This window comes from Acidicapsa borealis, from assembly GCF_059115245.1.
In genome coordinates this window covers 3411941-3435977 of record NZ_JCACNY010000001.1, presented here as the reverse complement: position 1 = coordinate 3435977, position 24037 = coordinate 3411941, and the positions used below count along the sequence as shown (strand labels likewise).

Below are 24037 nucleotides of genomic sequence, written 5' to 3'. Positions count from 1 at the left end.
ATTTTGTTTTCGATTCAGCCAGTTCACGCAATCCTATCCGGTGTCGGAGACTCGTAGTTGGTAATGACGCACCCCTCACATCCTTTCCGCTTTGTCGCCCGCTCGATCCGGATGATATGTCTTCTGGGAGCCGCGGCGGTTTCAATGAGCCTGACTGTACTTGCTCAGAGCACGCCATTCCAGTGGCGATCCATCGGTCCTTATGGTGGTGACGCGCGATCCTTTGCGGCCGTTCCAGGCGAACCGAACCATCTCTATCTCGGCGACACGAATAACTGGATCTTCGAATCCCACGATGCCGGAGCTAATTGGACCCGTCTCAGCAAAGTCGAAGCCGGCGACGATCTGATCGTCGACAGCATCGTTGTCGACGCCTCCGATCACAACACCGTCTTTGCAGGCGCATGGCGCGTCGATTTTTCAGACGGCGGCCTCTACGTCAGCCACGACGGCGGCAGAACCTGGAAGCAAACTCCCTCGCTGAAGGGGCAATCTGTTCTGGCACTTGCCCAGGCTCCTTCCGATCCAGCCATCCTCGTTGCAGGATCTCTCAAGGGCGTCTACCGCAGCAGCGATCATGGCATCAACTGGGAGCTCATCAGCCCGCCGCAGGACAATCCTCTCAGCAAAGAGATTCACGAAGTCGAGTCGATCGCCATCAGCCCGAAGAACCCGGAGATCGTCTACGCTGGCACCTGGCATCTGCCCTGGAAGACCACCGACGGCGGCAAGACCTGGCACAACATCAAGCAGGGCGTCATCGACGACTCCGACGTCTTTTCGATCATTGTCGACCCCGAGCGCCCCACCACGGTCTATGCCAGCGCCTGCTCCGGCATCTACAAGAGTGAAAATTCGGGTGAGCTCTTCCACAAGATTCAAGGCATCCCAGCGACCGCCCGCCGCACCCGCGTCCTCATGCAGGACACGCATCACCGCGAAATCGTCTATGCCGGCACCACCGAGGGTCTTTATCGCACGCGCGACGGTGGCCGCGAATGGCAGCGTCTCACCGGCGATAACGTCATCATCAACGACATCTATCTCGATCCCTCCCACGAAGGCCATATTCTACTGGCGACCGACCGCGGCGGAGTGCTATCCAGCACGGACAATGGCGTGAGTTTCGCCGACTCCAACGAAGGCTTCTCAGCCCGCAAGGTCGAAGCGCTCGTAGCCGACGCCCGCGATCCGCGCCGCATTCTGGCCGGCGTGGTCAATGACAAGGCATACGGCGGCGTTTTCCTCACCACCGACGGCGGCACCACCTGGGCGCAGATCTCCGGAGGACTCGACGGCCGCGACGTCTTCACCCTCGCCGAAGCCAAAGACGGCACAGTTCTCGCAGGCACCAGCCATGGCATCTTTGCGCTTGAGGCCGGACAGGGATTCACCGACCCGCACTGGGTGATGCGCAGCAGTATCGTCAACTACGGTACAAAGATCGTTACCGAGACCGTCAAAGGTCGCAAGGTCAACCGCCTCGAAAAAATCACCATCCCGGCCCGCGCCATGAGCTCCCGTGTCTCCAGCTTCGATCTCTCCGGCGAAACCTGGATTACCGCAACCGCGGAAGGCGTCTTCACCAGCGCCGACAAGGGCGTGACCTGGCAGGGCGGACTCGTCCTCGGCTCGGCTGCCTATCATTCGGTCGCTGTCTGGGACGGACTCATGCTGGCCGCCCGGCGCGAAGGCGTCGTCTATTCCAAGGACCAGGGTAAGAGCTGGGACCCGCTGCATCTGCCCGCGCGCGTCAAGGACGTTCGCAAGATCGCTTTCTCCAAAGAGGGTGGCCTTTGGGTCGGAGCCGGCGATGGCGTCTACTTCTCCCGCGACCTCAAGAACACCAGCAATCCATCGTGGTTCTGGCTCGAGAAGGTTCCTGTCCGCGACGTAGGTGATCTCTCTTTCGACGAGCAGACTGGACGCATGCTGGTCACCTCTCGCAGCAGCCAGGTCCTCTACTCCGTTGACCCGGCCTCGCTCAGCTTCAACGGCGAAGGCACCGGCTTCCGTCTGTTCCTGGCCCGTTCCGCAGGAGGCGTCCGCTTCGCCACATCGCTTCAGGATGGCGTTTTGGCCGAGCCGCCAGTCGCCGCCAAGGAAGGGAAGAAGGAAACCCCAAGGGCTGCCGATCCCAAACCGGAACCCAGCGCCAGCTCACCGATCAAGCCCGCGCTACCGCACAACTGACCTGCGAACTGGTGACCGAAGCAGTCCTTGCCGAAATCGAATCTGTTCAAAATCCGAATCCTCAGGGCGATTTCCAGTATCATCTGTATAGGTGAACTCGATATGCAGACTGACTCCGTAGCCGCGCGCCACTCCTTCCACACCTACGACCCACGTATCGAGACCATCGCTGAAAAAGTCTTCGCCAACGAGCGCCTCAGCTTCGACGACGGCGTAGCCCTCTACGGCACCAGCGACGTGCTGGCCGTGGGCTGGCTCGCCAACCACGTCCGCGAACGGATGCACGGCGACATCACCTACTTCAACGTAAATCGCCACATCAATCCGACCAATGTCTGCGTTGCCAACTGCCGCCTCTGCGCCTTCGGCCGCAAAAAGGGCGACGCCGCCGGCTATACCATGGCGCTCGAAGAGGCTTTCGAGACCGCCGCCTCCGGCTACACCGAGGCAGTTACGGAGTTTCATATCGTCGGCGGCCTGCACCCCGACCTGCCTTTCGAATACTTCCTCGACCTCGTCCGCGGGCTCAAACAGCGCTTCCCCAAGGTCCACATCAAGGCCTTCACCATGGTCGAGGTCGCCTTCCTCGCCCGCCGCGCCAAGCTCACCATCGACGAGACTCTGGTCAAGATGAAGGAAGCCGGAGTTGACTCCATGCCCGGTGGCGGCGCTGAGATCTTTGCCAGTCGCGTCCGCAGCATCATCTGCGACCACAAGATCGACGGCAGCGAATGGCTCAACACCGCTCGCCTCGCGCACAAGCACGGCTTCCGGTCGAACGCGACAATGCTCTACGGCCACATCGAGAACAACGAAGACCGCGTCGACCACATGCTCAAGCTGCGCGAAGTGCAGGACGAAACCGGCGGCTTCCAGACCTTCATCCCGCTCGCCTTCCATCCCGAACACACCGCGCTGGACCACCTGCCCGTGACGACCGGGCTGACCGACATTCGCCAGGTAGCTGTTGGGCGCCTGTTGCTCGATAACTTCGCGCATATCAAGGCGTACTGGCAGATGCTGACGCCGAAGATCGCCCAGATCGCCCTCCGCTTCGGCGCGGACGACCTCGACGGTACCGTCATCGAAGAGAAAATCTATCACGACGCAGGCGCGACCACGCCGCAGGGCATGACCCGCAAGCAGCTTTGCCACCTCATCGAAGCCGCAGGCCGCGTCCCTGTAGAGCGCGACACTCTCTACCACTCAGTCACCCGCACAGAAGACAGTTTTGTCGTCGCTGTATAGACTGGGTTCGCGCTATCCTTGAACCAAACGAGGGTTATCATGTCCACCGTGAGCATCCCAGAAGCGAAGACACAGCTCTCCGAGTTAATCGACCTTGCTCAGCAGGGGGAGGACACGATCATTGTCCGGGAAGGGAAGCCAGTTGCTCGCTTAAGTGGCCTGGACGCGGGAAATAAGACCATCCGGTACGGCGCCCTGAAGGATTCAATCTGGATAGCCGAAGATTTTGATGAGCCTTTATCGGAAGACTTTTTGCTAAGGTCTGGCTTCTGATGCCCTCTGTTTTACTGGATACACATATCTTTCTTTGGCTCACGGCAAATGATGTCAGATTAACTCCACAGGCAAGACAGCAGATTGAAGCGGCAGAAGCCGTATTTATTTCAGCTGCTTCTGTTTGGGAAGTCGCAATCAAAGTTCGGTTAGGCAAGCTCAAAGTAGGCGTGTCAGATGTGATAGATGAAATTCACAACAACGGGTTTATCGAACTTCCAGTGACTTCACGACACGCGCAGGAAACAACACAACTGCCTATGCTTCATGGCGATCCTTTTGATCGGTTGCTGATCGGCCAAGCCATTTCGCAGGGCTTTCACTTACTCACCGCCGATGCGCATCTTGTCCCCTACTCTGGCTTGGTAGTCCAGGTCTAGTGATCTCGAATACAACGAACCACTGCTTGCACCTTTGCTTTTCTTGTTGTCATACCTACAGGGAATCTGCTTCTTAGAAAGAGCCTGCACGATGGAAGTCTTTGGCTTCGCAGCCTTATTCGGCTTGATCCTCGGTTTCATGTTCGGAGTAGGATGCGCAGCCGCGGTCATTTATACGATCTATATGGGCGGCTACCGAAAAGCAATCCAGGACTCGCTCAGCGAAGCAAAGCCGGTTCGTTACCGGGATGCTCTCAAGAAAATTCTTCTCAAGACCCAAATGCCAAAAGCATCCTCACCGCTGTAGAACGTCGCCGCGCAACATGAATGATAACCCGCTGCGAGTTTGCTCGCGTGCCCTGCCATTGAGTATGGTGGTCGGATGTCATCCGCACATCGGTGCCGCTTTCTCTCGCTCACTGCAGCAATTCTCATCGCCATCGCCACTTACGCACCTGTCCGTGCGCAGAATTCACCGCAATATGCAAGCGTGCAGAAGCGCCTGGCGCGCGGTTGGAACACCTGGGACAATCACAGCGTCACCACGCACGTATTGCTTCCGGAAGGTCTCGCGGTCAGAATCGGCGTGAAGACGCAAGGGACAGTCAGCGGAGAAGCCTTCCTGCCGGCAGCCCTCATCGGCCGCCAAGGCGCCACGGATGAGCATGTCATGCCCGGCGCGCATTCCTACGATGGCAGCTACAGCGACGTCAAACTCACCTGGCAGCAGCGCACCCTGCGAATCCAAAGCGCTCATGACGGGGCCGACCTCGTCCTGCTCGTCTCCCCACTTGATCCACCCGTTGCATCACGGCTTCCACTCGAAATCGTCTTTTCGCTCGGCATGCTGTGGAATCGTCCCGGAATGATCGCGAAATCCGGCAACCTAATCACAGCGAGGTTCGCCGCTGGAAGCATCCCGTTCTTTCTCGCAGGCTCTGACACCGCTGACGTCAATCTTCCCGTGACCGGCTCGTACTTCTCTGCGAAGCTGGACGCACCGGTCGGTCTCAGCTCCGGTCATCCGCGAACCGTCGCTCAGATTCAGGCTGTGCTGGACAGGCAGAAGTCAGCCTATCAAGCCTCCTTTGCGGAGTTTGGCAACCGCGCATCGGTCGCCGAGGCAATACAGACCGTCATCGGCTGGGACACCATCTACGAACCAAGAGGGAAGCGTGTCATTTCTCCCGTGAGCCGTATCTGGAGCGAAGGCTGGGGAGGCTATGTCCTCTTTGACTGGGACACCTTCTTTGCCGCCACGCTGGCCTCCGTCGGCAGCCGTGACCTGGCCTACGCCAACGCGATTGAGATATGCAGAGAGGCCTCGTCGCAAGGGTTTGTTCCCAATTTTGCCCGCGGCTCCGGCTGGAAGAGTGAAGACCGTTCCGAACCTCCCGTAGGCGCCGTCACAGTTCTCAATCTCTACGAAAAATTCCACGACAGCTGGCTGCTCGAAGACACCTTTCCAGCCCTGCTGCGATGGAACCGCTGGTGGGCTGCGCATCGAGACCGGCAGGGATATCTTGTCTGGGGAACCGACGAACAAAATCAGCCGCGCAATCTCGACGACTCGTCAGTCGGCACAAAGGCTGCCGCCATGTTCGAGTCCGGCCTCGATAACAGCCCGATGTACGACGGCGCCGTCTTCGATCCCGCCACACACCAATTGCTCCTTGCCGATGTCGGCCTGCTGAGCATGTACGTCGCCGATTCCGACGCGCTGGCTCGCATCGCCGGCATCCTCAACAAACCTGCAGAAGCCGCCGAACTGACCGCGAGAGCAGCCAAATATCGCGCCACGCTCAACACCCTCTGGGACGAAAAGTCAGGGATCTTCCTCAACAAGGATTTGAGTACTGGAGAATTGAGCCATCGTCTTTCGCCGACTAACTTCTATCCGCTTCTGGCCCACGCGGCCACGCCCGGGCAGGCCCACCGCATGGTGCAGGAGCACCTGCTCAACCCGAGCGAGTTCTGGGGTCAGTGGATCATGCCTGCCATTGCGCGCAACGACCCCGCCTTCCGCGATCAGGACTACTGGCGCGGCCGCATCTGGGGTCCGATGAATTACCTCGTCTACCTCGGCCTGAAGAATTACTCAGGCCCCGAGATTTCAGCCGCACGCCAGCAATTCGCCGAAAAGTCCCTGCAGCTTTTCAACAAGGAATGGCAAGCCAACGGTCATGTCCACGAAAACTACAACGCCATCACCGGCGAGGGCGATGACGTGAGCAGCAGTGACCGCTTCTACCACTGGGGAGCGCTGCTGGGCATCATCGACCTGGAAGAGCATCGTCCGAAAACAGCAAAGGATTAGCGGATACCCTTAAGAATCCAAAGACCTCGATCGTCCGTTAAAACGCAGCAATCCCCGTAATGTTCTGCCCGAACAACTATTCATGGCCATAAGCGATAGAAGGCCGAGACAGCAAGGACACAGATAAACCACTCAATCAAGATTCCGGCGAAGACAGCTGTTCCAGATATCACGAACAATACAATCGGTGAGCTATTCCTGTCTCTTCTTAAATCACAGTAAATAGCTACCCACGCAGCCAGATAGAAAGTCCCGAAGACGGTCCAAAAGATACTTAGGTGGACGGAAAGGTTAGCGTCCTGCGAATGACCGCCGATGACAATCGGTTTTAGCCCGATGCTTGCCATCGTGCAGGTAATCAGGAAAATAGAGAGCGGAAGGTTAATCCGATTCCGTACCTGTCTGCGTCTTCTTTCCAAGTAGGGAGCATCTTTCATCTTTTGAGTCTCTCGGTCAGCGCATAAGTGTTCACTGACCGAAAGACGCGAAGAGCCTGAATGCGCTCGCTAGAACGCAGCAATCCCAGTAATATGCTGCCCCATGATGAGCGCATGAATATCATGCGTGCCTTCATACGTAATCACAGACTCCAGATTCATCATGTGCCGCATGATCGGATAGTCCTCGGTGATCCCGTTGCCTCCCAGAATCTGCCGTGCACTCCGCGCACATTCGAGAGCCATCCATACGTTGTTCCGCTTGGCCAGTGAAATCACTTCATGTCCCAGAGTCCCCGCATCCTTCATTCGCCCGGCATGCAGCGAAAGCAGTTGCGCCTTCGAGATCTCTGAAATCATCCACACCAGCCGTTCCTGGACAATCTGGTGGCTTGCGATCGGCTCATTGCGAAACTGCTTGCGTACCTTCGCATACTGCAGCGCCGTGTCGTAACAGGCCATCGCCGCTCCAATCGCGCCCCAGCTGATGCCGTAGCGCGCCTGGTTCAGGCACATCAACGGACTCTTCAGCCCGCCCGTCCCCGGCAGCAGATTGCTGGCCGGCACGCGCACTTCCTGAAGCGAAAGCCCTGACGTCACCGAAGCCCGCAGCGACCACTTGCCATGCACCTCATCGGCGCGAAACCCGGCCCGGTCCGTCTCGACAAGAAAGCCGCGAACCTTGTCGTCCTCGTCCGTGACCTTGGCCCAGATGATCGCCACGTCGGCAATGTTGCCGGACGTGATCCACATCTTCTCGCCAGTGATCACGTATTCGTCGCCGTCCTTCGTGGCCCGCGTCGTCATCCCGCCCGGATTTGACCCGAACCCTGGCTCGGTCAGCCCAAAGCATCCCAGCTTCCGTCCCGCGGCCAGCTCCGGCAGCCACTTCTTCTTCTGCTCCTCCGATCCAAACGTGTAGATCGGATACATCACCAGCGCCGACTGCACGCTCACAAAGCTGCGAAAGCCCGAGTCGCCACGCTCAAACTCCTGCATCACCAGCCCGTACTCGACATTGGACATCCCGGCGCAACCATACCCGTGCAGGTTGGCGCCAAAGAAGCCCATCTCGCCCATCATCGGCACCAGCTCACGCGGAAACCGCCCCTCGCGAAAGCAATCCTCAATGATCGGGATCAGGTTGTCTTCAATGAAACCGCGCGCCGTATCGCGCACCATCCGCTCATCTTCATTGAGCAGGGAATCGAACTTGATGAAATCGACATTCTGGAACTTGAAACCCATTCGGCATACCTTTCAAAACACTTGAGGTTACCAGACCGCGCTATCGACGGGAAAGACGGCACTTTCAGCGCCTCTACAACAATTCCGCATTTGTTCAATCCTGCACATTCTGGCAAGTTTGTCCCTGTTACGAATTGCAGTGCTAATGCCTGCGCAATGCGCGAAGGCCGTTAAGCAGCCGGCAAATCCCACACGGAAACCACACAAAAATTGGAGCAAAACCATGCGCATCTCCCCCACGCTCTCCGCCCTCGTACTGTGCGCCGCAACAGCGCTCGCCGCAAACGCTCAACAGCCCGCCAACCCTGGACTCAGCCGCAACCCCACGCCAGTCAGCAAGCTTCCCCAGGGCATTAACTTTGCCTTTGACTCCCAGACCAATGCCGTCACCGCCTCCGGCGTGCGTATGAAGGCGACGACGCAGAAAAGCGGCAGTGTGTCGCCGACGGAAGGCGTGATCATCGTCACCATCAACATCAACGTGGCCTCGAAATTCGAATCCGGCACCACCTACCACTGTTCCGTGTACGCCATTGGCGGGATCATCGATACCGACACAGGCACCGTCGACGGTGGCCTGGAGAACGCCAACAATTTTGCCACCGCATCGGGCGGCAAGTATTCCTGCACCCTGCGCATTCCGTATGCATGGACTCTCCCATCCACGCCCGGCGCGGATAGCGGTCTCATTCTTGGCTTTGGTGTGGCAGCAGTCAATCCGCAAAGCGAAGTCCAGCGCTCCACGCTTCAGGTGGACGGCATCGAGAATCTACCAGCCAACGGCGCGACTTCGAAGTTCACCTTCAACGTTGCTCTCTAAATCCGGGCCCACGTTCCCTTGCATTTCAGCCTCACCGCTCTTGGCGTGAGGCTGAGTTATTTGGAAATCAAATATGGTCTGAGCAATTCCTGGCTGGACTAGTAAAAGGAAATTTCAGGCATCGGGTAATGTTTCCGATTGCGAGTCCACAACAGCGCTTCGCTCTTCACTGCGGAGGCAGCGATAATTGCGTCCGGAACTTCCAATCCATGGCTTTTGCTGAAGCGCCGAAGAAATTCACCGGCAAGTTCGCCGGTTGCATGATCTGTCGGAACGCATTCTAGCTTTTCGAAGAGTCTTGCAGTGCCTTCAAACTCGTTTGGACGAACCCCAGCCCAGATTTCGGCAGCGCTTATGGGGGAGTAGAGAACCGCACTATCACCACCCATGAGCGAACGAAACGCAGACAAGATCGGTTCGTTTCGTCCTCGTGAGGTCTCGATAAGTATGTCGGAATCGACGAATACTATCATTCCTCCAGCATCTTTCTGCGTCGATCCCCTCTACGTAAATCACGAATGTAGCCGTCGACATCATCGAATTCGGGTCGATCCGCGCGAATGCCAATAAAGCCCTCCAGAGCTGCGAGTCTTTCGTTTGGGCTGTCGACGTAACACTTCCGAGCTGCTGAACGTATCAGTTCAGAAACAGAAGTGCCGTCCCGTTTGGCTCGCGCTTCGAGTGTGGTCCAGAGAGATTCTTCTAGATAGAGCTGCGTCCGATGCATGATGTATAACATACATCATGCATCGGCTAGTTCTCAATCGAACGGGAAACTCAGGCTAGAAATTCCTTGATGAACGGATCCTGGCTACCCACCAGTGCCTCAGTGCTGCCATCAAAGGCCACTTTGCCCTGATGGAGCACCATGAATCTGGTCTCAGGATCCGTCTGGCCCTTGGGCAGCGGCGCCATCTTGCCTTGCTCCTGGTCGAACCGGTGCGTCGCCATCGTGAAAGCATCCTGCAACCGGTGCGTCACCAGCAGGGAGGGTGTCTTATAAACGTCCCGTTCCTTCACGATCAATTCCACGATGGTGGTCGAAGTCACAGGGTCCAGCCCGCCCGTCGGCGAGTCATACAGCAGCAGCTGCGGCTGGTCAATGATTGCCCGCGCAATCGCGACACGCCGCCGCATACCGCCCGAGAGCGATGCCGGCAGCATGTCATACGTATGCTCCAGCTCTACAAAGCGCAGCGCCTCGCGTACCCGCTGGTCCACCTCAGCCACGGGCACGGCGCGCTCCATTAACTGGTAGCCGACATTGTCCCGCACCGTGAGCGAATCAAACAGGGCGCCTTCCTGGAAAACCATTCCGGTGCGCAAACGCAGCCCAAGCAGTTCTTCCTCGGGCATCTGGGTAATCTCCTGACCAAAGAGGTACACGTAGCCCGAATCCGGCTTGAGCAACCCGTTGGCCAGCTTCAGCAGGACGCTCTTACCCACGCCCGCCGGACCCAGCAGGATGCGCGTCTCTCCGGGCGCCACCTGAAAGCTCACATTTTCCAGCACCGGAGGCCCATCGAACCGCAACGACACATTGTCGAAAATCACCACCGGGTCCAGGACCGCGTTGGCCGTCTTCGTCAGGTCAAGCTGGGTGTAGGTCTCCATCCGTCAGAATCCCGGGAACAGCCACAGCATAATGCGGCTGAGAATGAAGTCGCTGACGATAATCATCACGGAAGACACGACCACTGCCTGCGTCGTCGACCGTCCAACGCCCTGCGTTCCGCCTGTCGTCTGCATGCCAAAGAAGCAGCCCACGGTTGAAATGATGAATCCGAAGAAGAGAGGCTTCGTCAGCCCCTGCACGATGTCCGCATAGACCAGCGCCTGGTAGGCAGAGGTAAAGTACTGCGTCCCGTTTTGCGCGCTCATGAAGACCGACACAAACGCTCCGCCCGCCGTGCCCACCGTGTCTGAAACGATCGTAAGCAGGAACAGCATCAACACGGTCGACAGCACACGCGGCGTGACCAGCTTTTTCATCGGGTCCGTGCCCAGCGCGCGCATCGCGTCGATCTGCTCGGTCACCACCATCGACCCGAGCTCGGAAGCCATGCCGCTCGCGTTGCGGCCAGAAACCATCAGCCCGGTTAGCACCGGAGCCAGCTCGCGAATCATCGACAGCGAAACAAACCGGCCCGTCTGGGACTGTGCGCCAAACTGCGCCAGCGAAGCCGCCGACTGCAGTGCCAGCACGCCGCCCGTGAAGAAGCCCGTAAGCACCACAATTGGCAGCGATCCCACGCCGATCAGGTCAGCCTGGGTCAGCGTATCGCCCCAGTAGCGCGGCTTGCGGACCACGTTGCTGACCGCCTGCCAGCAGAAAAGCGAATATTCCTGCACCGAATAGATCAGGCGCTTGGCAATGCCGTCGAAGTTTTCTAATGCGAAGGGCATAGGAGACAACAGTGTCCTGATCTGGCATCCCGCAGATGGCCGGGTTCGCTGCGCACGTCTGTACTACCGCTTCATGGTCAGAATAGCCTATCGGCTCGCCCCTGCGGGACCTGCTTCACAACTCATGCACGTTCTGATGCTCGATCCCGCCAATTTGATCGGGAAGTTCCCCGATTGCACACGTTTCCGGCATGCATCCAAGAGACAATGAGCCATATGACCATGCTCTACCTGGCCGGCAAGAGAGCCGCCCGCTCCTCCGCAAAGAGTTCTCATCTACTGCGCTGGCTCATCAGCCTTGGCGGTGTCGGCCTGTTCGCCGTCGCCATCATCGACTCGTCGGTCATCCCCCTGCCCCTGCCTGGAAGCACCGATCTGCTCCTTCTTCTGCTCTGCTCCCACCGCGGAGCAACCGCCGTGACCGCGGTTACGCTCGCCTCCAGCGCTTTCGCCGGATCCATGCTCGGCGGCTACCTCGCTTGGGGCGTCGGCAAGAAGGGTGGCGAGAAGGCTCTCGAACGCTACGTTCCCAAGCGCGCCCTCGGCCGCGTTACGAACTGGGTTGAAAAGCGTGGCGCATGGTCCGTCGCCGTCGCCGCCATTCTGCCCCCGCCAATTCCCCTCACCCCGTTTATCCTCGCCGCCGGGGCACTCGGCGTCCCGCGCAATCACTTCCTCGTAGGCTTCGGAGTCGCCCGCCTGTTCCGCTACGGCCTGCTCGCCTGGATCGGTGTCACCTACGGCCGCCGCGTCGTCCGCCTGTGGCAAAAGGAGCAGAATGGCTGGTCCACCACCATCCTTTGGGTCTACGGAGGACTCGTCCTGCTCGGCATCCTCTACGGCATCTGGAAGTTCAGAAAGGGTCGCAACACCTCCACCCGAAACTTGGCCCCTAGCGAACAATCCTCCTAGGGAATGTCGGAGCTTGTTCTTGCTGTTTGCTCTTGCTTTTCTTGTTGTCATTCCCGGAGGGAATCTGCTGTTGCTTTTCGCAAAAGCCAGCTAGTTCCCACCCGCCTCCTGCACCTCAGGCACATACTTCACAGGGATAATCCCCAACTGCTCATAGATCGGCCGCATCGCCACCCGTACCGTCTTCATCTGCGACCAGAACCACCCCGCCCCCAGAATGCAGCTCACCCCGCTGATCACAACCGTCCAGGGTGCGCCAATCCCCGCCGCTAGCCACCCGGCCAGCAGGCTCCCAAACGGCGCCATGCCCACAAACGCGACCGTGTAGTAGCTCATCACCCGCCCACGCTTGTCCTCCGGCACAATCGTCTGAATGATCGTGTTGCTCGCCGTAAGACCCTGCATCATCCCAAAGCCGATCAACAGCAGCTCCACCATCGACAGCCATTGGTTGGAAGAGAACCCAAACAGCACCAGCCCCACTCCAAAAGTGGCAGCCGCAATCGGAATCATCTTCAGCAGCCCACGCACCGACTTCCGAAGCACCAGCGAAAGCGCCGACCCCAGCGACCCCACCCCCATCGCCGCCATCAGGAAGCCCAGCGTATGCGGTCCGCCCTTCAGCACCTGCCCTGCAAAGATCGGCATCAGCACCATGAACGGCATCCCCATCAGGCTCACGAGAGAGAACAGCAGCAGAATCGTGCGGATCGGCGCAAACCCCCGTACAAAATCCCAGCCATCCTTCAACTGCACCAGCAGGGAAGTCCCGGCCCGGTTCGCCGCCTCGGCAATCTTCGCGGCATCCAGAGCCGGCAGCCGCATCATCAACAGCGACGCAATCACGGCAATATAGCTCACGCCGTCAATCAGAAAGCACCAGCCCTCGCTGGTCACCGCAATCAGCATCCCGGCCAGCGAGGGCCCCACCAGCCGCGCCAGGTTCACCATCGAAGAGTTGATCGCAATCGCATTCGAAAGATCCGCGCGATCCTCGACCATCTCCATCAGAAACGATTGCCTACCCGGCATATCGAACGCATTGATGCACCCCTGCATCGCGCTCAGGATCAGGACCTCAGTGATGTTGATGTGATGTGTCAGCGTCAACGCAGCCAGCGCCAGCGACTGCACCATGGACAGCGCCTGCGTCACCACCAGCACCGTCCGCCGGTTCCAGCGATCGACAAGCACCCCGGCCAGCGGCGCCAGCAGAAATGTAGGAATCTGCCCGGCAAAGCTCACCGTCCCCAGCAGCACCGCCGACTTGGTCAGCTGATAGACCAGCCACGCCGTCGCCACCCGCGTCATCCAGGTGCCAATCAGCGATACACTCTGCCCCGCAAAGAACAGCCGAAAATTCCGATGACGCAGCGCCCGGTACGCATGCGCAAACCCAGTTCCACCTGTCTCAGTCACATCTCTTAGGATGCCAGAAAGCCAAAATTGATGCCGGGCAGCCTCGCCGGCTGCGATCTTTGCACAAGCTATCGCACAGCTTCGTCCTTCCCATGAACAAGCACGGATAGGTCGCTGAAAGCGTTCAAAGCGCCAAAGGCGCGCCACCATACCAGCCCAGCCCAACGGGCTGGGTCAACGAAGGCAAAGAGACCTAAGGGCTGAAAGCCCGCTCTACCTTATGATGTCCAAATGCGCAACGAAGTGAGAGAAGGCTATCCCGTCGCTGACTTCGGCGCAGTTTGGGAGAAATATCGCAAGTACTTCTGGATCTCAATCGCGATGTTCGTGGGCTGGATGCCATTCGGTGTGGTGATCATCGGCGGACTGGAGAGATGGAGTCTCAACTGGGCCGTCTTTCCTGCCATAGCGATTTATATCGTCGCCATGTCGGCTGCGTCCATCAAGGCGTCAGGCCTTCGCTGCCCCAGGTGCGGGAGCAGATTCTTTGAATGGGGACCATTCGGAGCTGGACACAACCCATTCGCAAGAAAATGCGGCAACTGCGGTTTGAAGAAGTGGCAATGCCAAACGATTGCCGAAGCTATCGAAGGCTTGAAGCAAGACGAATATTAGTAGCCTTCCAGTAGCTCCTATTGTGGTTAGGGAGTTACAACCAAACTAGTGCCCATTCAACGCGCTACGCCACCGGCGTCTCCCAATCATCGGCCGCCGTGATCCCGCCCTGTGTCCATGTCCACTCAATCTTCTGGTAAGTAAACGAAATCTGTTCCAGCAGCGGCAGCTTCGCACTGTTGGGATCATCGTTGTCCGGCATATATTCCCGCATCGAAGCAATGCTCGCATTCGTCAGCTGGATCGTATAAATCTGCCTCTCCTCACCAGCACCCGCCGGCGCAGGAGTCCAGAACCGCAGCGTCCATTCCACCAGCGTCTCGTTGGTCACCAGCGCGCTCCACAGCTTCGGCGAACTCGCGTCCACTTCCTTCAGGATCGTCACCGGCTGATGCTGCCGCTTGCCGGTAGCCAAACCTGAGGCAGGGTCGCGCGGACTGGTGATCTCGCAGTTGAACGAGTGCACCAGGATGCTCCCTTCGTGTCCCTTCTGATCCACCGATCCGCCAATGTTCCCCTGCTTTGCTGCTTTCAACGTCAGGTATGCGTTCTGTGCCATGGTCGTACTCTCTTTCTCATTCGTGCTCTTGCATTGGAAACCTTACTGCTTGAACGCCGGATCGCTCTCTGCCCCAGGCCGCGGCTTCCACGCCAGCGAGTAATACTGCCCGCGATCCCGCGCCCATGGGTCGAACGCGTTGATCACCGGATCAAGCTCCGGCTTCAGTTCAGGAATATTCCGGATCAGCACCCGCTTCAGCGGAGAAACCGGCTGCACATGCCCGTTCGGCGCACCCTTCTCCATCTGCTCCGGTCCCGGCCCGTTGTGCACCACCCATTGCACACCCAGCGTTGTATAGAACTCCGGCCGGAAGCTCGATGTAAAAAACCGGTCCGAAAACAGCCGCCGCGAAGCATTCAGAATGAACACCACAAACTGCGTCTCGCTGATCGCAAACCCATGCGGCCGCGTTGACTCCGCAAGATACCCGACCACTGTATCCACATCCTCAATGTTGTCCACCACCGACCCGTTCGGATGCCCCAGGCAGTCGTTGATCGGCGTCTTGTCCTCGTTCACCTGCGCGTCGGTGATGATCTTTGTCGCGTCGCAGACGTGCGTCCCATACACCTGCCGCAGTTCTGTCACGATCGTCTGCTGTTGCTGATAAGCGGCCGACGCCGGATCAAGATGATGATCGATGAAGTCGTCATAGCTGGTAAGCTGACGCAGCCCATACTGCCGCCGGAATTCGTTGAAGCGCGGCACGCCATGTTCGCGATCGCGAATGATATCCATCGCCGCCAGATCGATCTGCTTCGTCGGCGTGTCCAGTCGCGGCAGCGTGATGCTCTGCATGAACTGCGGATGATTGTGCAGCGCAAGAATCCCCAGCCGCTGCCGCCCCAGCGACAGACCCCAGTTCGCCATGCCGCCCGTGCGCATCGCATCCGTAGCCTTGCCTTCGAACGTATTGATCACGGCAATCTTCTGCGTAATCTGGTTTGGGTCCTTGCTCAAATCACGAAATTCAATCAGGTCCGGCACCAGAGGATGCAGCCGATAAACAGAAACGAATTCCTCAGGAAAGTTAAACGGTGACCCAAAGTGATTCACCCCGCCATTGATGCTGTCCGCCTTGGTAATGTCGTAGTGCGGCGCGGTGCTACCCAGACCGAAAATCCCCGGCCCCGAGGCAAACACCGAATACCATTGCGTAGCCTTCTTGTTATCCGCCGACCTGCCGAAGTTATGCGTGATGATATCCGAGAGCGCCTTTGAAACATCCGGATCGCCCGTTCCCAGCAGCCCATTCCAGTTCGCATTCATGCCCTTGTACAGCGGCTCGTTGTAAAGCAGTTGCGGCGTCCACTCCGTCGTATGAATCTTCGCAATCTCTGCAGCAACCACCAGTCGCGCCGCAGCAAACAACTCATCCGCCGTCACCTCTTTGTAAGTGATCACATGCTTGGCCTTCGCAGGATCACGTAGCCCGCTATCCGCATTGGGAGTAAGCGCAGCCTGCCTGCGGAACTCCATCACAAACGAGTTATGCTCGCGCACAAAAAGGTTATGCAGAAAGCTAAGCCCAATGGTGAAGTTATCCGGAAACGCAACCGCCTCCTGCCCGGCCCACTGCGGCTGCTGCGGGTCACTCGGCTGCAGAACCGGCAGATACCCCTGGTCTCCCGCAGGCTCGCCCGGAATCCGCTCCAGCAGCAGCAGGGCCGTATCCGCAGGATCGCGCTTGACACGTTTTACGGATACGTCGTCATACCCATAAATCTGCGAAGCATCCCACCACGCCGTATTCGTATTTGCAAATGTCTTCGCCGCCCGCGACTGGTACTCTTTGCCATTCGCCTTGAACTTGTCCGGAGCCGAATCTTGCGCCACATACGGCTTATCCACCTGGTCATCCGGTCTGCAGCCTAACTTGGCAATATCATCCGCAGTAAGTGGAACCTCAACTCCATCCACTAACTTCGTCTTGCATCCCGTATCTTCGAGGCCCGGCGCATTATGCCCCTCTTCCATATGCGAGAACCAGTCATGCGTCATGAACTGAATCCAGTACGCAGCAAGCACATTGAAGAACGGAGCCTTCTGATAATCGCAGTTCGCCTCGACAGCATTGCCTGCAAGTCCAAACCCACCCTTGCATGTGTCGGGCGTGGATTGATTCCGCGTAAACAGCGTCCTGCTGATCACCTGCGGATCAGGCTGCGTCAGGCTCAGCCTGTTTCCATGGCGGTTGCGCGTCAAATCATTAGCGCCCATCTCAGGGAACGCAGTCTCAAACTCAACATTGCGCGCAAACAACGTCCCCGTCGAGCCCATCAGCGGATTCTTGACGTCATTGCAGATGCCCGTAGTCGTACGTCCACGCACCAGCTCACCCTTGCAAACCTGCTCTCCGTCGCCGCCCACCGCGGCAAAGTTAGGATCCGTCTTCGGCAGCCGCATCTGCGCCCAGGTCTTCAGCGCCTGCCCGCCCGTCCCATGGCGTCCATTGATAAAGTCCTCATACGTCCCCGAGTTATCGAATAAGTTGAACTTGATAAGTTCCACCCGTTGAAACTCAAGATCGATCAGCGCACCGTTCACTCCGCGAAACGCCGGGCCTTTGTTCGAGAGGAATCCCGAGGGCAGGGAAGCCATATCGCCCGTTCCCCAATAGTTCGTCCAGTCCACCCATGGCGTCAGGCGAAACTGCAACGTCCGCTGCCCGCCGCGGCAAAGATCACGCGCCTGGCTCGGCTTGCCCTCGAACCGGAACTCCCGCGAAGGCGCAATCGGCCGTATCCCTTGGAACAACGCGTCGACGCAAGCCTTGGCAGCATCCGCCTCATCCTTCAGCTGGTCGATTTTCTTCGGTTGGTCGGGAGCCTGGGCAGCAGCGGCGAGCGAGACGGCCGTAAGACAGAGCGTGGCGTACATGAAAAGTTTCTTCATGGTGTGAAAGATTCACCCGTATCCCCTCAAAGAGTCAAGCAATTACTTTGTGGGACCGCAAGTGAAATTGTGACTGCTCTAACCAGCTCGCCCTATCTCCCGGAATGGTCGTGCCCGCTCGTCTCCGCCCCAACCAGCTCCGAAGTAAGCCGCTCCGGAGTCTGCGCCAGATGCGCCAGCACGCTCTCCATCTCTGCCAGCAGCCGGTGCGCCATCTCTTGCGTAAAGCCATGCCGGATCAAAATCCGCTGAATCACCAGGTCCTCGCGATTGGGCGGCATCGAGTAGGCAGGCACCAGCCACCCGCGCTCCCGCAGCCGGTCGGCAAAATCATACAGCGTAAAGCTCGACCCCGCCGGGTCCTTCAGCTCCCAGCAAAGCCCCGGAATGCCACCCTCGCCGTCATAAATAATCTTGAACGGGCCAAGCGCCGCAATCTTCTCCGCCAGATACCGGCCGAATGCATAACATTCTGTCTGGATCGCCCGATACCCCTCTTTGCCAAGCCGCAGAAAGTTATAGTACTGGCAGATAATCTCCCCGCCCGGCCGCGAAAAGTTCAGCGCAAACGTCGGCATGTTGCCGCCCAGATAATTCACCTCGAAGATCAATTCTTCCGGCAGATCCTGCTTCTCCCGCCACAGCGCCCAACCCACCCCGAGCGGTGCCAGCCCAAACTTGTGCCCCGAAGCATTGATCGACTTCACCCGAGGCAGCCGGAAATCCCACAGCAGATCAGGCTGCGCAAACGGCGCCAGAAACGCCCCGCTCGCCCCATCGACATGGATCGGCACATGCAGGCCCGTCGCGGCCTCAAACTCATCCAGCGCCAGGCTGATCGCATGCACCGGCTCATACTGCAGCGTGAACGTGACCCCCAGGGTCACAATCACCCCGATCGTGTTCTCATCGCAGCGCTTCACTACTTCGTCAGGAGTCAGCAACAGCCGGTCGCCTTCCATCGGCACCTCACGAATCTCTACATCGAAGTACCGGCAAAACTTATGCCAGCAAACCTGCACCGGCCCCATGATAAGGTTCGGTCGCTCAGTCGATTTCCCCGCCGCAGCCCGCCGTTTGCGCCAGTTCCACTTCAGCGCCAGCCCGCCCAGCATCGCCGCCTCGCTCGAACCGGTCGTCGAGCAGCCAATCGTCGTCGCCGCCGCCGGCGATCCCCAAAGGTCCGCAAGCATGTGCACGCAGCGCTCCTCGATGGCCGCCGTCTGCGGATACTCATCCTTGTCGATCATGTTCTTGTCCGCGCACTCAGCCATCAGCTTTTCAACTTCCGGCTCAATCCACGTCGTGCAAAACGTCGCCAGATTCTGCTGCGAATTCCCGTCCAGCACTAACTGATCATGAATCGTCTGATAGACCTCCTGCGGGTCCTGCGCGGCAACGGGAAATTCGTAGGTCTGCTCCGCCGCATCATGCGACTCGGCCTCAATCTTGCTCGTCGGTTCAGCGGAAAGTTCTTCGGTGTTGTGCAGGGCCATGTATCTCTCCGGGGTTTGCGGGAGTTCCGTGAAAGACAAAGTGTAGCGGGTCGTCTCGAAGCAGCGCGAGAAGAAATGGTGAATCTAGAAATAGAAAGTAAGCGATAGAAGGGCCGTTACTCGCGGCCCTTCTTCCGTATCTCGATATTCAGCCGCTTGATCTTCTGGTTCAGTGTGCTCAGCGGAATATGAAACTGCTCCGCGGCATCGGTCTGGTTCCACCCGCAGCGCTCCAGCTTTTCGACGATGATCCGCCGCTCGATATCTTCCAGAATGTCGAACAGGCTCGCATTCGGATTATGGTCCAGCAGCGCATCCTGAAACGTGCGACCGGTGATATGTCCCGGCAGCAGCGTTGAATCAATCAGCGTCGTGCTCGACAGCACTACGCCGCGCTCGATGATGTTCTCCAACTCGCGCACGTTGCCCGGCCACTCGTAGTCCACCAAAGCCCGCATCGCATCCGGTGTCAGCTTGCGCGGCTCAAGATCGTTCTCCTTCGAGAAGTGGTCGAGAAAGCGATTCACCAGCAGCGGAATATCCTCGCGCCTCGCGCGCAGCGGCGGCAGGTCCACTGAAATCACGTTTAGACGATAGAACAAATCATCGCGGAATTTCCCATCGCGCACCGCCTGCCGCAGGTCCACATTGGTCGCAGCCACAATGCGCACATCCACCTGCATCTCCTGCGTTCCGCCCAGCGGAGTAAAGCGCCGGTCCTGCAGCACGCGCAGAATCTTCGCCTGCGTATCCATGCCCATGTTGCCAATTTCATCGAGGAAGAGCGTTCCGCCATTGGCAACTTCAAACAAGCCCTTCTTCGTGGCAATCGCCGAAGTAAACGCGCCCTTCACGTGCCCGAAGAGCGTGGACTCCAGCAGTTCCGAAGGCATCGACCCCGTATTGATCGGAACAAACGGCTTATCTTTACGCGGCGAATTCGCATGCAGCGCCTTGGCAATCAATTCCTTGCCCGTTCCGCTCTCACCCTGGATCAGCACCGTCGACCTGCTCGGCGCCACCTGGCTCACAAGATCGAAGATACGCAGCATAACATCTGACTTACCGATGATGTTATGGAAGTTATACCGCTGCTTCAGCGCGCGCTTCAGCTGGATGTTCTCCGCCTCAGCCTTGTGTCGCGCAATCGCCGAACGAATATCGGCCAGCAGCTTCTCGTTGTCCCACGGCTTCTGAACGAAGTTCTCCGCGCCTGCGCGCACCGCTTCCACCACGTTATCGACTGTGCCGTAAGCGGTAATCATCACCACCGGCAGCTCCGGATATCTCTCGTGAATCTGCGGCAACAGCTCCAGCCCGGTCTGCCCCGGCAACGCCAGATCCAGCAGCACCAGGTCATAGCTGTTTTTCTCCAGCATCAGCAGGCCTTCTTCGCCGTCGATGGCCATCTCGACGGAGTAGCCTTCCAGCGTCAGCAGCACTTCCAGCGATTCGCGAATGCCCGCTTCATCGTCAATGATGAGAATCTTCGAGGCAGTGGCCCTCGAATCAGTGGAACCATGATCGGCATGTGTCAACAAAGTGGACTTGCTCAATGGAGATAAGACCTCAGGCATGTACAGAATTCCTTAACAGTGGAAACTCAAGATGGAAGGTAGTTCCAACGCCAACCGTGCTCTCGACATTGATCTTTCCGGCGTGTTCCTGAATGATGCCGTAGCTAACTGAAAGACCAAGTCCGGTACCGCGCCGCTCGCCAGGTTTGGGAGCGGATTTTGTCGTGAAGAAAGGATCATAAATACGCTTCAGATACTCGGGCGCAATCCCCGCGCCGGAGTCGGCAATCGTTGCCTCAACATGTCCGTTTGCCGTCGTCGATACTCGCAATTCTCCGCCCTTGGGCATGGCGTCCTTCGCATTCAGCAGCAGGTTCAGAAACACCTGCTGCAGCTTTCCAGGATTGCCATGGATACGCGGCAGCTGTGCATCAAGTTCCATCAGCACCGTGATCCGCGCCGTCTTCATCTGGTGCTCAACGAGAGCCAGCGTATCGCGAATCACCTGGTTCAAGTCCGTATCGCGAAACTCCGTCGTCGAAGTCCGCGAAAAATTCAAGAGGCCATTGGCAATCTCAGAAGCGCGGAACGTCTGCTGTGTGATCCGCTCCAGCAGTGGCGTCAACCGCGTGTCGTCCTTCATCTGCTTGGTCAACATCTGCGCGTAGCTCGAGATCACCGCCAGCGGCGTATTGATCTCATGCGCCACACCCGCGGCCAGCAAACCAATCGAGCTAAGCTTGTCCGCCTGCGAAAGCTGAGCTTCAAGCGACACGCGCTCCGTAATGTCGTCCACCAGCACAATGCGGCCCACAGCAACGAAGTCGCGCGACAACAGCGGAGCAACGGCGATATTGGCAGTGCGCGCCTCACCCGCCCTCGTCGTTAGGCGGAACTTGTACAGGTGATGTACACCAGACTCGTTGCGGAAGCGGTCGAAAGCCTCAACAAACTCGACAGGGAAGACCGCGCTCAACGGCTGCCCAATCGCTTCCTTGCGGCTCAGCGCATACATCGCTTCCATCTGCGCATTCCAGCTCTCGATGCGGTCATGGAGATCCACTGCCAGGATGCCCACATTGATCGACTCGACGATGTTCTCGTTGAACTCCTTCAACCGCTCAAACTCCGACACCTGCTCCTCAAGCCGCGCATACAAACTCGCCGATTGCAGCGCAATGCCGATGTAGCTCGCCAGCGATTCGAGCAACTCAACATCTTCGCTCGAAAGGAAATCGCCGCCAATCGTCCGCCCCAGCCCGATCACCGCGATGGTCCGCGTCCGCCCGCCTGTCAGCGGACCGGTCAGGCTTCCAGCCTGGGTCCCGTCCTGCACACGACAGGGGAGAAAGTAGTTGAGGTCCAACAGCGCAGCGGTGCGCTGCTGTTCCTCCGTCAGATGCAGCGTTTGCTGCGTGTTTTCAAAGAAAATATGCGGCTGTCCGCCCGCCACATCGAAATGAAAGAATCCCGTGTCGAGCCGCGGCACGTATTGCTCTCCGCTGAAGGGCAATCCATGCGAAGCCGCCAGCCGGAACCCGCCGCCCTCCTCCGGACCCTCCGCCAGGAACACCGCCACCTTCGCCACCAGCAGCGTCTTCGGCAGCCGGTCCACAATCGACCGCAGCAGCGCTTGCAAGTCCGTCTCCGAACTCAGCCCGCGCCCAAACTCCACCAGTGCCTTGCGGTAGTCATACTTGTGCCGGTCAAAAACCTTGTCCACCCACCCCTGAAAGCGCCGCTTCAACGGGTCAAAGAGCTGCGCCGTGATCAGGATCGTGATCACCAGCCCCCACTCCCGCACCGCTTCCGGCAGATGCGTATGCACCTGTTCGGAGATCAGCGCAATCGCCCCGAAGTACACACCCACCAGCGTTCCGGTTGCCAGCGTATACGCCACACCGCGCTTGAAGATCAGGTCCGTGTCCATCAGCCGGTAGCGCACGATTGCCCAGCTGAAGGTCAGCGGCAACACCACCAGCGACAGCCCGGCCAGCTTCTGCAGCGCGCCCGGTACAGGAAATCCCGTCAGGAAGGGAACCGCGTACAGCAGCGTGAACGGCAGCACGGCCAGCATGGTCCCGCGCGTCAACCACTTCAACTGCTGGCGCAGCAGCGGCGTGTTCGCCCGCGCATAGCTGCGCAGGAAAAAGATTGTTGCCAGCACAAAGTACGTCGCAACATACGCCGTAGCAACCTGGTCCAGCTTCAGCTTGAGGGCGAACGTCGCCTGCCAGAACAGAAACGCCGTAATGCGCAGCCCCACCGCCGCCAGCCCCGGCACATACAGCATCGGCACCAGCCAGCGGCGCTGCCAAAGCCTCAGCCGCTCCTCAGGAAACACAAGCGCAAAGTGCAGAAACAGCGCCGGCTGGATCGCCTCCGCCAGCACATTACCCCAGTAGACCGTCCAATCCAGGTAATCCAGCTTGGTCGTATAGTGCAGTGTATTCAGCGCAAATGAAACCAGGCAGAACACATAAAAGTGCGTCGCCCGCGGCGCAGTCCACCGGCGAAACAGCACATACAAACCAATCGCCAGATAGACGAGCCCAATGACACGGGTAAACTCCAGCAGGCTCCGGTCCGCCGGCACAGGGTACACCACCACCGGCGTATCCAGCGAAATGCCCCGCCGGATAATGCTGTAGTCTGCCTTACCGTACACATCGGTCCGCTTGAGCTGCTTGACCAGGTCCGCGCCAATTTCAACGGTATTGTCATTGATCGCCGTCAGCAGATCGCCCGGCTCGATACCCGCCTGCGCTCCCGGGCCGCCGGGGAGCACATGGACCGCAATCAGCCCCGGCAACACCCTGCTCGAGGCCTCAGTCCACACCACACCATCGTCCGGCTGCTGATAACGGCCCTCCTGCTGTAGATTGAAGAGCGCAAGCAGAACCAGGGCTACAGTGGCGACAGCCAGCAGCGTAGCGACAACCCGGTTATAAAGATTGGTCTCCATGGGGAGCTCCGAACCGACCAATGATGCACGTACGATGCCATGTTTCTTACTGTCGAGTGGCCCACCTGCTGAAAACGTGACAAACCGTTGAAAAGATTACGCCTATAGACGGAATGAAGTTCCCAAGGTCACTCCAGAATCCCCATTTTATCGGTATTTTACGATCTTCGAGCTGAGATTCTATGTAAATCAGAATTGCGCTATGGAATTGCAGATTAGCTTTGCAATGAGACGGTGACTCGCCAGACAGGGACATGACTGCTTGGGTCTGTGGTTGAGGCGAAAAAGCCAAAAGGATCGTAAGCACCGCTCCATCAGCTCTGCATACGCAACC

20 protein-coding genes are annotated in these 24037 nt (G+C 58.4%); 9 read left to right on the top strand and 11 right to left on the bottom strand.

What is annotated here, in order from left to right; all coding sequences use genetic code 11:
• Positions 1 to 144 precede the first annotated feature (144 nt).
• From AC5S27_RS14120 to AC5S27_RS14095, 6 genes are all read left to right on the top strand, one after another.
• Positions 145 to 2193 (top strand): WD40/YVTN/BNR-like repeat-containing protein, encoded by a 2049-nt coding sequence (locus tag AC5S27_RS14120; protein WP_493935205.1) that lies wholly within the window; start codon positions 145 to 147, stop codon positions 2191 to 2193.
• Between the two features lie 102 nt (positions 2194 to 2295).
• The gene (gene mqnE, locus AC5S27_RS14115; RefSeq protein WP_493935204.1) at positions 2296 to 3441 is read left to right on the top strand and encodes an aminofutalosine synthase MqnE; all 1146 of its coding nucleotides are present in this window, start codon (positions 2296 to 2298) and stop codon (positions 3439 to 3441) included.
• Between the two features lie 39 nt (positions 3442 to 3480).
• Complete coding sequence (locus AC5S27_RS14110) at positions 3481 to 3714, top strand: type II toxin-antitoxin system Phd/YefM family antitoxin (protein WP_493935203.1); 234 nt, start codon at positions 3481 to 3483, stop codon at positions 3712 to 3714.
• Positions 3714 to 4094: a type II toxin-antitoxin system VapC family toxin gene (locus AC5S27_RS14105; RefSeq protein WP_493935202.1), complete on the top strand. Its 381-nt coding sequence runs from the start codon at positions 3714 to 3716 to the stop codon at positions 4092 to 4094. Before AC5S27_RS14110 ends, AC5S27_RS14105 begins: the two co-directional genes overlap by 1 nt.
• A gap of 91 nt (positions 4095 to 4185) precedes the next feature.
• Complete coding sequence (locus tag AC5S27_RS14100; protein WP_493935201.1) at positions 4186 to 4401, top strand: hypothetical protein; 216 nt, start codon at positions 4186 to 4188, stop codon at positions 4399 to 4401.
• A 75-nt stretch (positions 4402 to 4476) separates the two neighbouring features.
• The gene (locus AC5S27_RS14095; RefSeq protein ID WP_493935200.1) at positions 4477 to 6411 is read left to right on the top strand and encodes an MGH1-like glycoside hydrolase domain-containing protein; all 1935 of its coding nucleotides are present in this window, start codon (positions 4477 to 4479) and stop codon (positions 6409 to 6411) included.
• Between the two features lie 506 nt (positions 6412 to 6917).
• Here AC5S27_RS14095 and AC5S27_RS14090 read toward each other — a convergent pair.
• Positions 6918 to 8096 carry an acyl-CoA dehydrogenase family protein gene (locus AC5S27_RS14090; RefSeq protein WP_493935199.1) on the bottom strand — a complete coding sequence of 393 codons (1179 nt, stop codon included), beginning with the start codon at positions 8094 to 8096 and terminating at the stop codon, positions 6918 to 6920.
• A 223-nt stretch (positions 8097 to 8319) separates the two neighbouring features.
• On the opposite strand from AC5S27_RS14090, the gene AC5S27_RS14085 reads away from it, so the two are divergent.
• Positions 8320 to 8916 (top strand): hypothetical protein, encoded by a 597-nt coding sequence (locus AC5S27_RS14085; protein ID WP_493935198.1) that lies wholly within the window; start codon positions 8320 to 8322, stop codon positions 8914 to 8916.
• A gap of 98 nt (positions 8917 to 9014) precedes the next feature.
• Here AC5S27_RS14085 and AC5S27_RS14080 read toward each other — a convergent pair whose 3' ends face one another.
• Genes AC5S27_RS14080 through AC5S27_RS14065 form a run of 4 tightly spaced genes read right to left on the bottom strand, consistent with a single transcriptional unit; the run spans position 9015 to position 11322 of the window.
• Entirely contained in the window at positions 9015 to 9389 is a 375-nt protein-coding gene (locus AC5S27_RS14080; RefSeq protein ID WP_493935197.1) for a type II toxin-antitoxin system VapC family toxin, read from the bottom strand.
• Positions 9386 to 9643, bottom strand: coding sequence for a ribbon-helix-helix protein, CopG family (locus AC5S27_RS14075; RefSeq protein ID WP_493935196.1), 258 nt, complete (start codon positions 9641 to 9643; stop codon positions 9386 to 9388). The genes AC5S27_RS14080 and AC5S27_RS14075 overlap by 4 nt, the downstream gene beginning before the upstream one ends.
• A 50-nt stretch (positions 9644 to 9693) precedes the next feature.
• The gene (locus AC5S27_RS14070; protein WP_493935195.1) at positions 9694 to 10530 is read right to left on the bottom strand and encodes an ABC transporter ATP-binding protein; all 837 of its coding nucleotides are present in this window, start codon (positions 10528 to 10530) and stop codon (positions 9694 to 9696) included.
• Positions 10531 to 10533: 3 nt separating this feature from the next.
• On the bottom strand, positions 10534 to 11322 hold the full coding sequence (locus AC5S27_RS14065; protein WP_493935194.1) for an MlaE family ABC transporter permease: 789 nt from the start codon (positions 11320 to 11322) through the stop codon (positions 10534 to 10536).
• A gap of 207 nt (positions 11323 to 11529) precedes the next feature.
• Here AC5S27_RS14065 and AC5S27_RS14060 point away from each other — a divergent pair, with 207 nt between their 5' ends.
• On the top strand, positions 11530 to 12234 hold the full coding sequence (locus tag AC5S27_RS14060; protein WP_493935193.1) for a YqaA family protein: 705 nt from the start codon (positions 11530 to 11532) through the stop codon (positions 12232 to 12234).
• Positions 12235 to 12324: 90 nt separating this feature from the next.
• Here AC5S27_RS14060 and AC5S27_RS14055 read toward each other — a convergent pair whose 3' ends face one another.
• Positions 12325 to 13653: an MFS transporter gene (locus AC5S27_RS14055; RefSeq protein WP_493935192.1), complete on the bottom strand. Its 1329-nt coding sequence runs from the start codon at positions 13651 to 13653 to the stop codon at positions 12325 to 12327.
• A 231-nt stretch (positions 13654 to 13884) separates the two neighbouring features.
• Here AC5S27_RS14055 and AC5S27_RS14050 point away from each other — a divergent pair, with 231 nt between their 5' ends.
• On the top strand, positions 13885 to 14268 hold the full coding sequence (locus tag AC5S27_RS14050; protein ID WP_493935191.1) for a hypothetical protein: 384 nt from the start codon (positions 13885 to 13887) through the stop codon (positions 14266 to 14268).
• 64 nt (positions 14269 to 14332) lie between these two features.
• Here AC5S27_RS14050 and tssD read toward each other — a convergent pair whose 3' ends face one another.
• The 5 genes from tssD to AC5S27_RS14025 all read right to left on the bottom strand — a co-directional run bounded on the left by tssD (position 14333) and on the right by AC5S27_RS14025 (position 23703).
• Entirely contained in the window at positions 14333 to 14827 is a 495-nt protein-coding gene (tssD, locus tag AC5S27_RS14045) for a type VI secretion system tube protein TssD (RefSeq protein WP_493935190.1), read from the bottom strand.
• A gap of 42 nt (positions 14828 to 14869) precedes the next feature.
• A complete protein-coding gene (locus AC5S27_RS14040; protein ID WP_493935189.1) occupies positions 14870 to 17725 on the bottom strand; it encodes a peroxidase family protein in 2856 nt (951 codons plus the stop codon).
• 92 nt (positions 17726 to 17817) lie between these two features.
• A complete protein-coding gene (gad, locus tag AC5S27_RS14035; protein WP_493935188.1) occupies positions 17818 to 19221 on the bottom strand; it encodes a glutamate decarboxylase in 1404 nt (467 codons plus the stop codon).
• Between the two features lie 116 nt (positions 19222 to 19337).
• Positions 19338 to 20798, bottom strand: a complete 1461-nt coding sequence (locus tag AC5S27_RS14030; RefSeq protein WP_493935187.1) for a sigma-54-dependent transcriptional regulator — start codon at positions 20796 to 20798, stop codon at positions 19338 to 19340.
• On the bottom strand, positions 20791 to 23703 hold the full coding sequence (locus AC5S27_RS14025; protein WP_493935186.1) for a GAF domain-containing sensor histidine kinase: 2913 nt from the start codon (positions 23701 to 23703) through the stop codon (positions 20791 to 20793). The genes AC5S27_RS14030 and AC5S27_RS14025 overlap by 8 nt, the downstream gene beginning before the upstream one ends.
• Between the last annotated feature and the right edge of the window lie 334 nt (positions 23704 to 24037).

What these genes read in the sequence shown, in the direction of transcription:
- AC5S27_RS14120 (WP_493935205.1), top strand. Translation starts at nt 145, where the DNA reads ATGAGCCTGACTGTACTTGCTCAGAGCACGCCATTCCAGTGGCGATCC.
- mqnE (WP_493935204.1), top strand. Translation starts at nt 2,296, where the DNA reads ATGCAGACTGACTCCGTAGCCGCGCGCCACTCCTTCCACACCTACGAC.
- AC5S27_RS14110 (WP_493935203.1), top strand. Translation starts at nt 3,481, where the DNA reads ATGTCCACCGTGAGCATCCCAGAAGCGAAGACACAGCTCTCCGAGTTA.
- AC5S27_RS14105 (WP_493935202.1), top strand. Translation starts at nt 3,714, where the DNA reads ATGCCCTCTGTTTTACTGGATACACATATCTTTCTTTGGCTCACGGCA.
- AC5S27_RS14100 (WP_493935201.1), top strand. Translation starts at nt 4,186, where the DNA reads ATGGAAGTCTTTGGCTTCGCAGCCTTATTCGGCTTGATCCTCGGTTTC.
- AC5S27_RS14095 (WP_493935200.1), top strand. Translation starts at nt 4,477, where the DNA reads ATGTCATCCGCACATCGGTGCCGCTTTCTCTCGCTCACTGCAGCAATT.
- AC5S27_RS14090 (WP_493935199.1), bottom strand. Translation starts at nt 8,096, where the DNA reads ATGGGTTTCAAGTTCCAGAATGTCGATTTCATCAAGTTCGATTCCCTG.
- AC5S27_RS14085 (WP_493935198.1), top strand. Translation starts at nt 8,320, where the DNA reads ATGCGCATCTCCCCCACGCTCTCCGCCCTCGTACTGTGCGCCGCAACA.
- AC5S27_RS14080 (WP_493935197.1), bottom strand. Translation starts at nt 9,389, where the DNA reads ATGATAGTATTCGTCGATTCCGACATACTTATCGAGACCTCACGAGGA.
- AC5S27_RS14075 (WP_493935196.1), bottom strand. Translation starts at nt 9,643, where the DNA reads ATGCATCGGACGCAGCTCTATCTAGAAGAATCTCTCTGGACCACACTC.
- AC5S27_RS14070 (WP_493935195.1), bottom strand. Translation starts at nt 10,530, where the DNA reads ATGGAGACCTACACCCAGCTTGACCTGACGAAGACGGCCAACGCGGTC.
- AC5S27_RS14065 (WP_493935194.1), bottom strand. Translation starts at nt 11,322, where the DNA reads ATGCCCTTCGCATTAGAAAACTTCGACGGCATTGCCAAGCGCCTGATC.
- AC5S27_RS14060 (WP_493935193.1), top strand. Translation starts at nt 11,530, where the DNA reads ATGAGCCATATGACCATGCTCTACCTGGCCGGCAAGAGAGCCGCCCGC.
- AC5S27_RS14050 (WP_493935191.1), top strand. Translation starts at nt 13,885, where the DNA reads ATGCGCAACGAAGTGAGAGAAGGCTATCCCGTCGCTGACTTCGGCGCA.
- tssD (WP_493935190.1), bottom strand. Translation starts at nt 14,827, where the DNA reads ATGGCACAGAACGCATACCTGACGTTGAAAGCAGCAAAGCAGGGGAAC.
- AC5S27_RS14040 (WP_493935189.1), bottom strand. Translation starts at nt 17,725, where the DNA reads ATGAAGAAACTTTTCATGTACGCCACGCTCTGTCTTACGGCCGTCTCG.
- gad (WP_493935188.1), bottom strand. Translation starts at nt 19,221, where the DNA reads ATGGCCCTGCACAACACCGAAGAACTTTCCGCTGAACCGACGAGCAAG.
- AC5S27_RS14030 (WP_493935187.1), bottom strand. Translation starts at nt 20,798, where the DNA reads ATGCCTGAGGTCTTATCTCCATTGAGCAAGTCCACTTTGTTGACACAT.
- AC5S27_RS14025 (WP_493935186.1), bottom strand. Translation starts at nt 23,703, where the DNA reads ATGGAGACCAATCTTTATAACCGGGTTGTCGCTACGCTGCTGGCTGTC.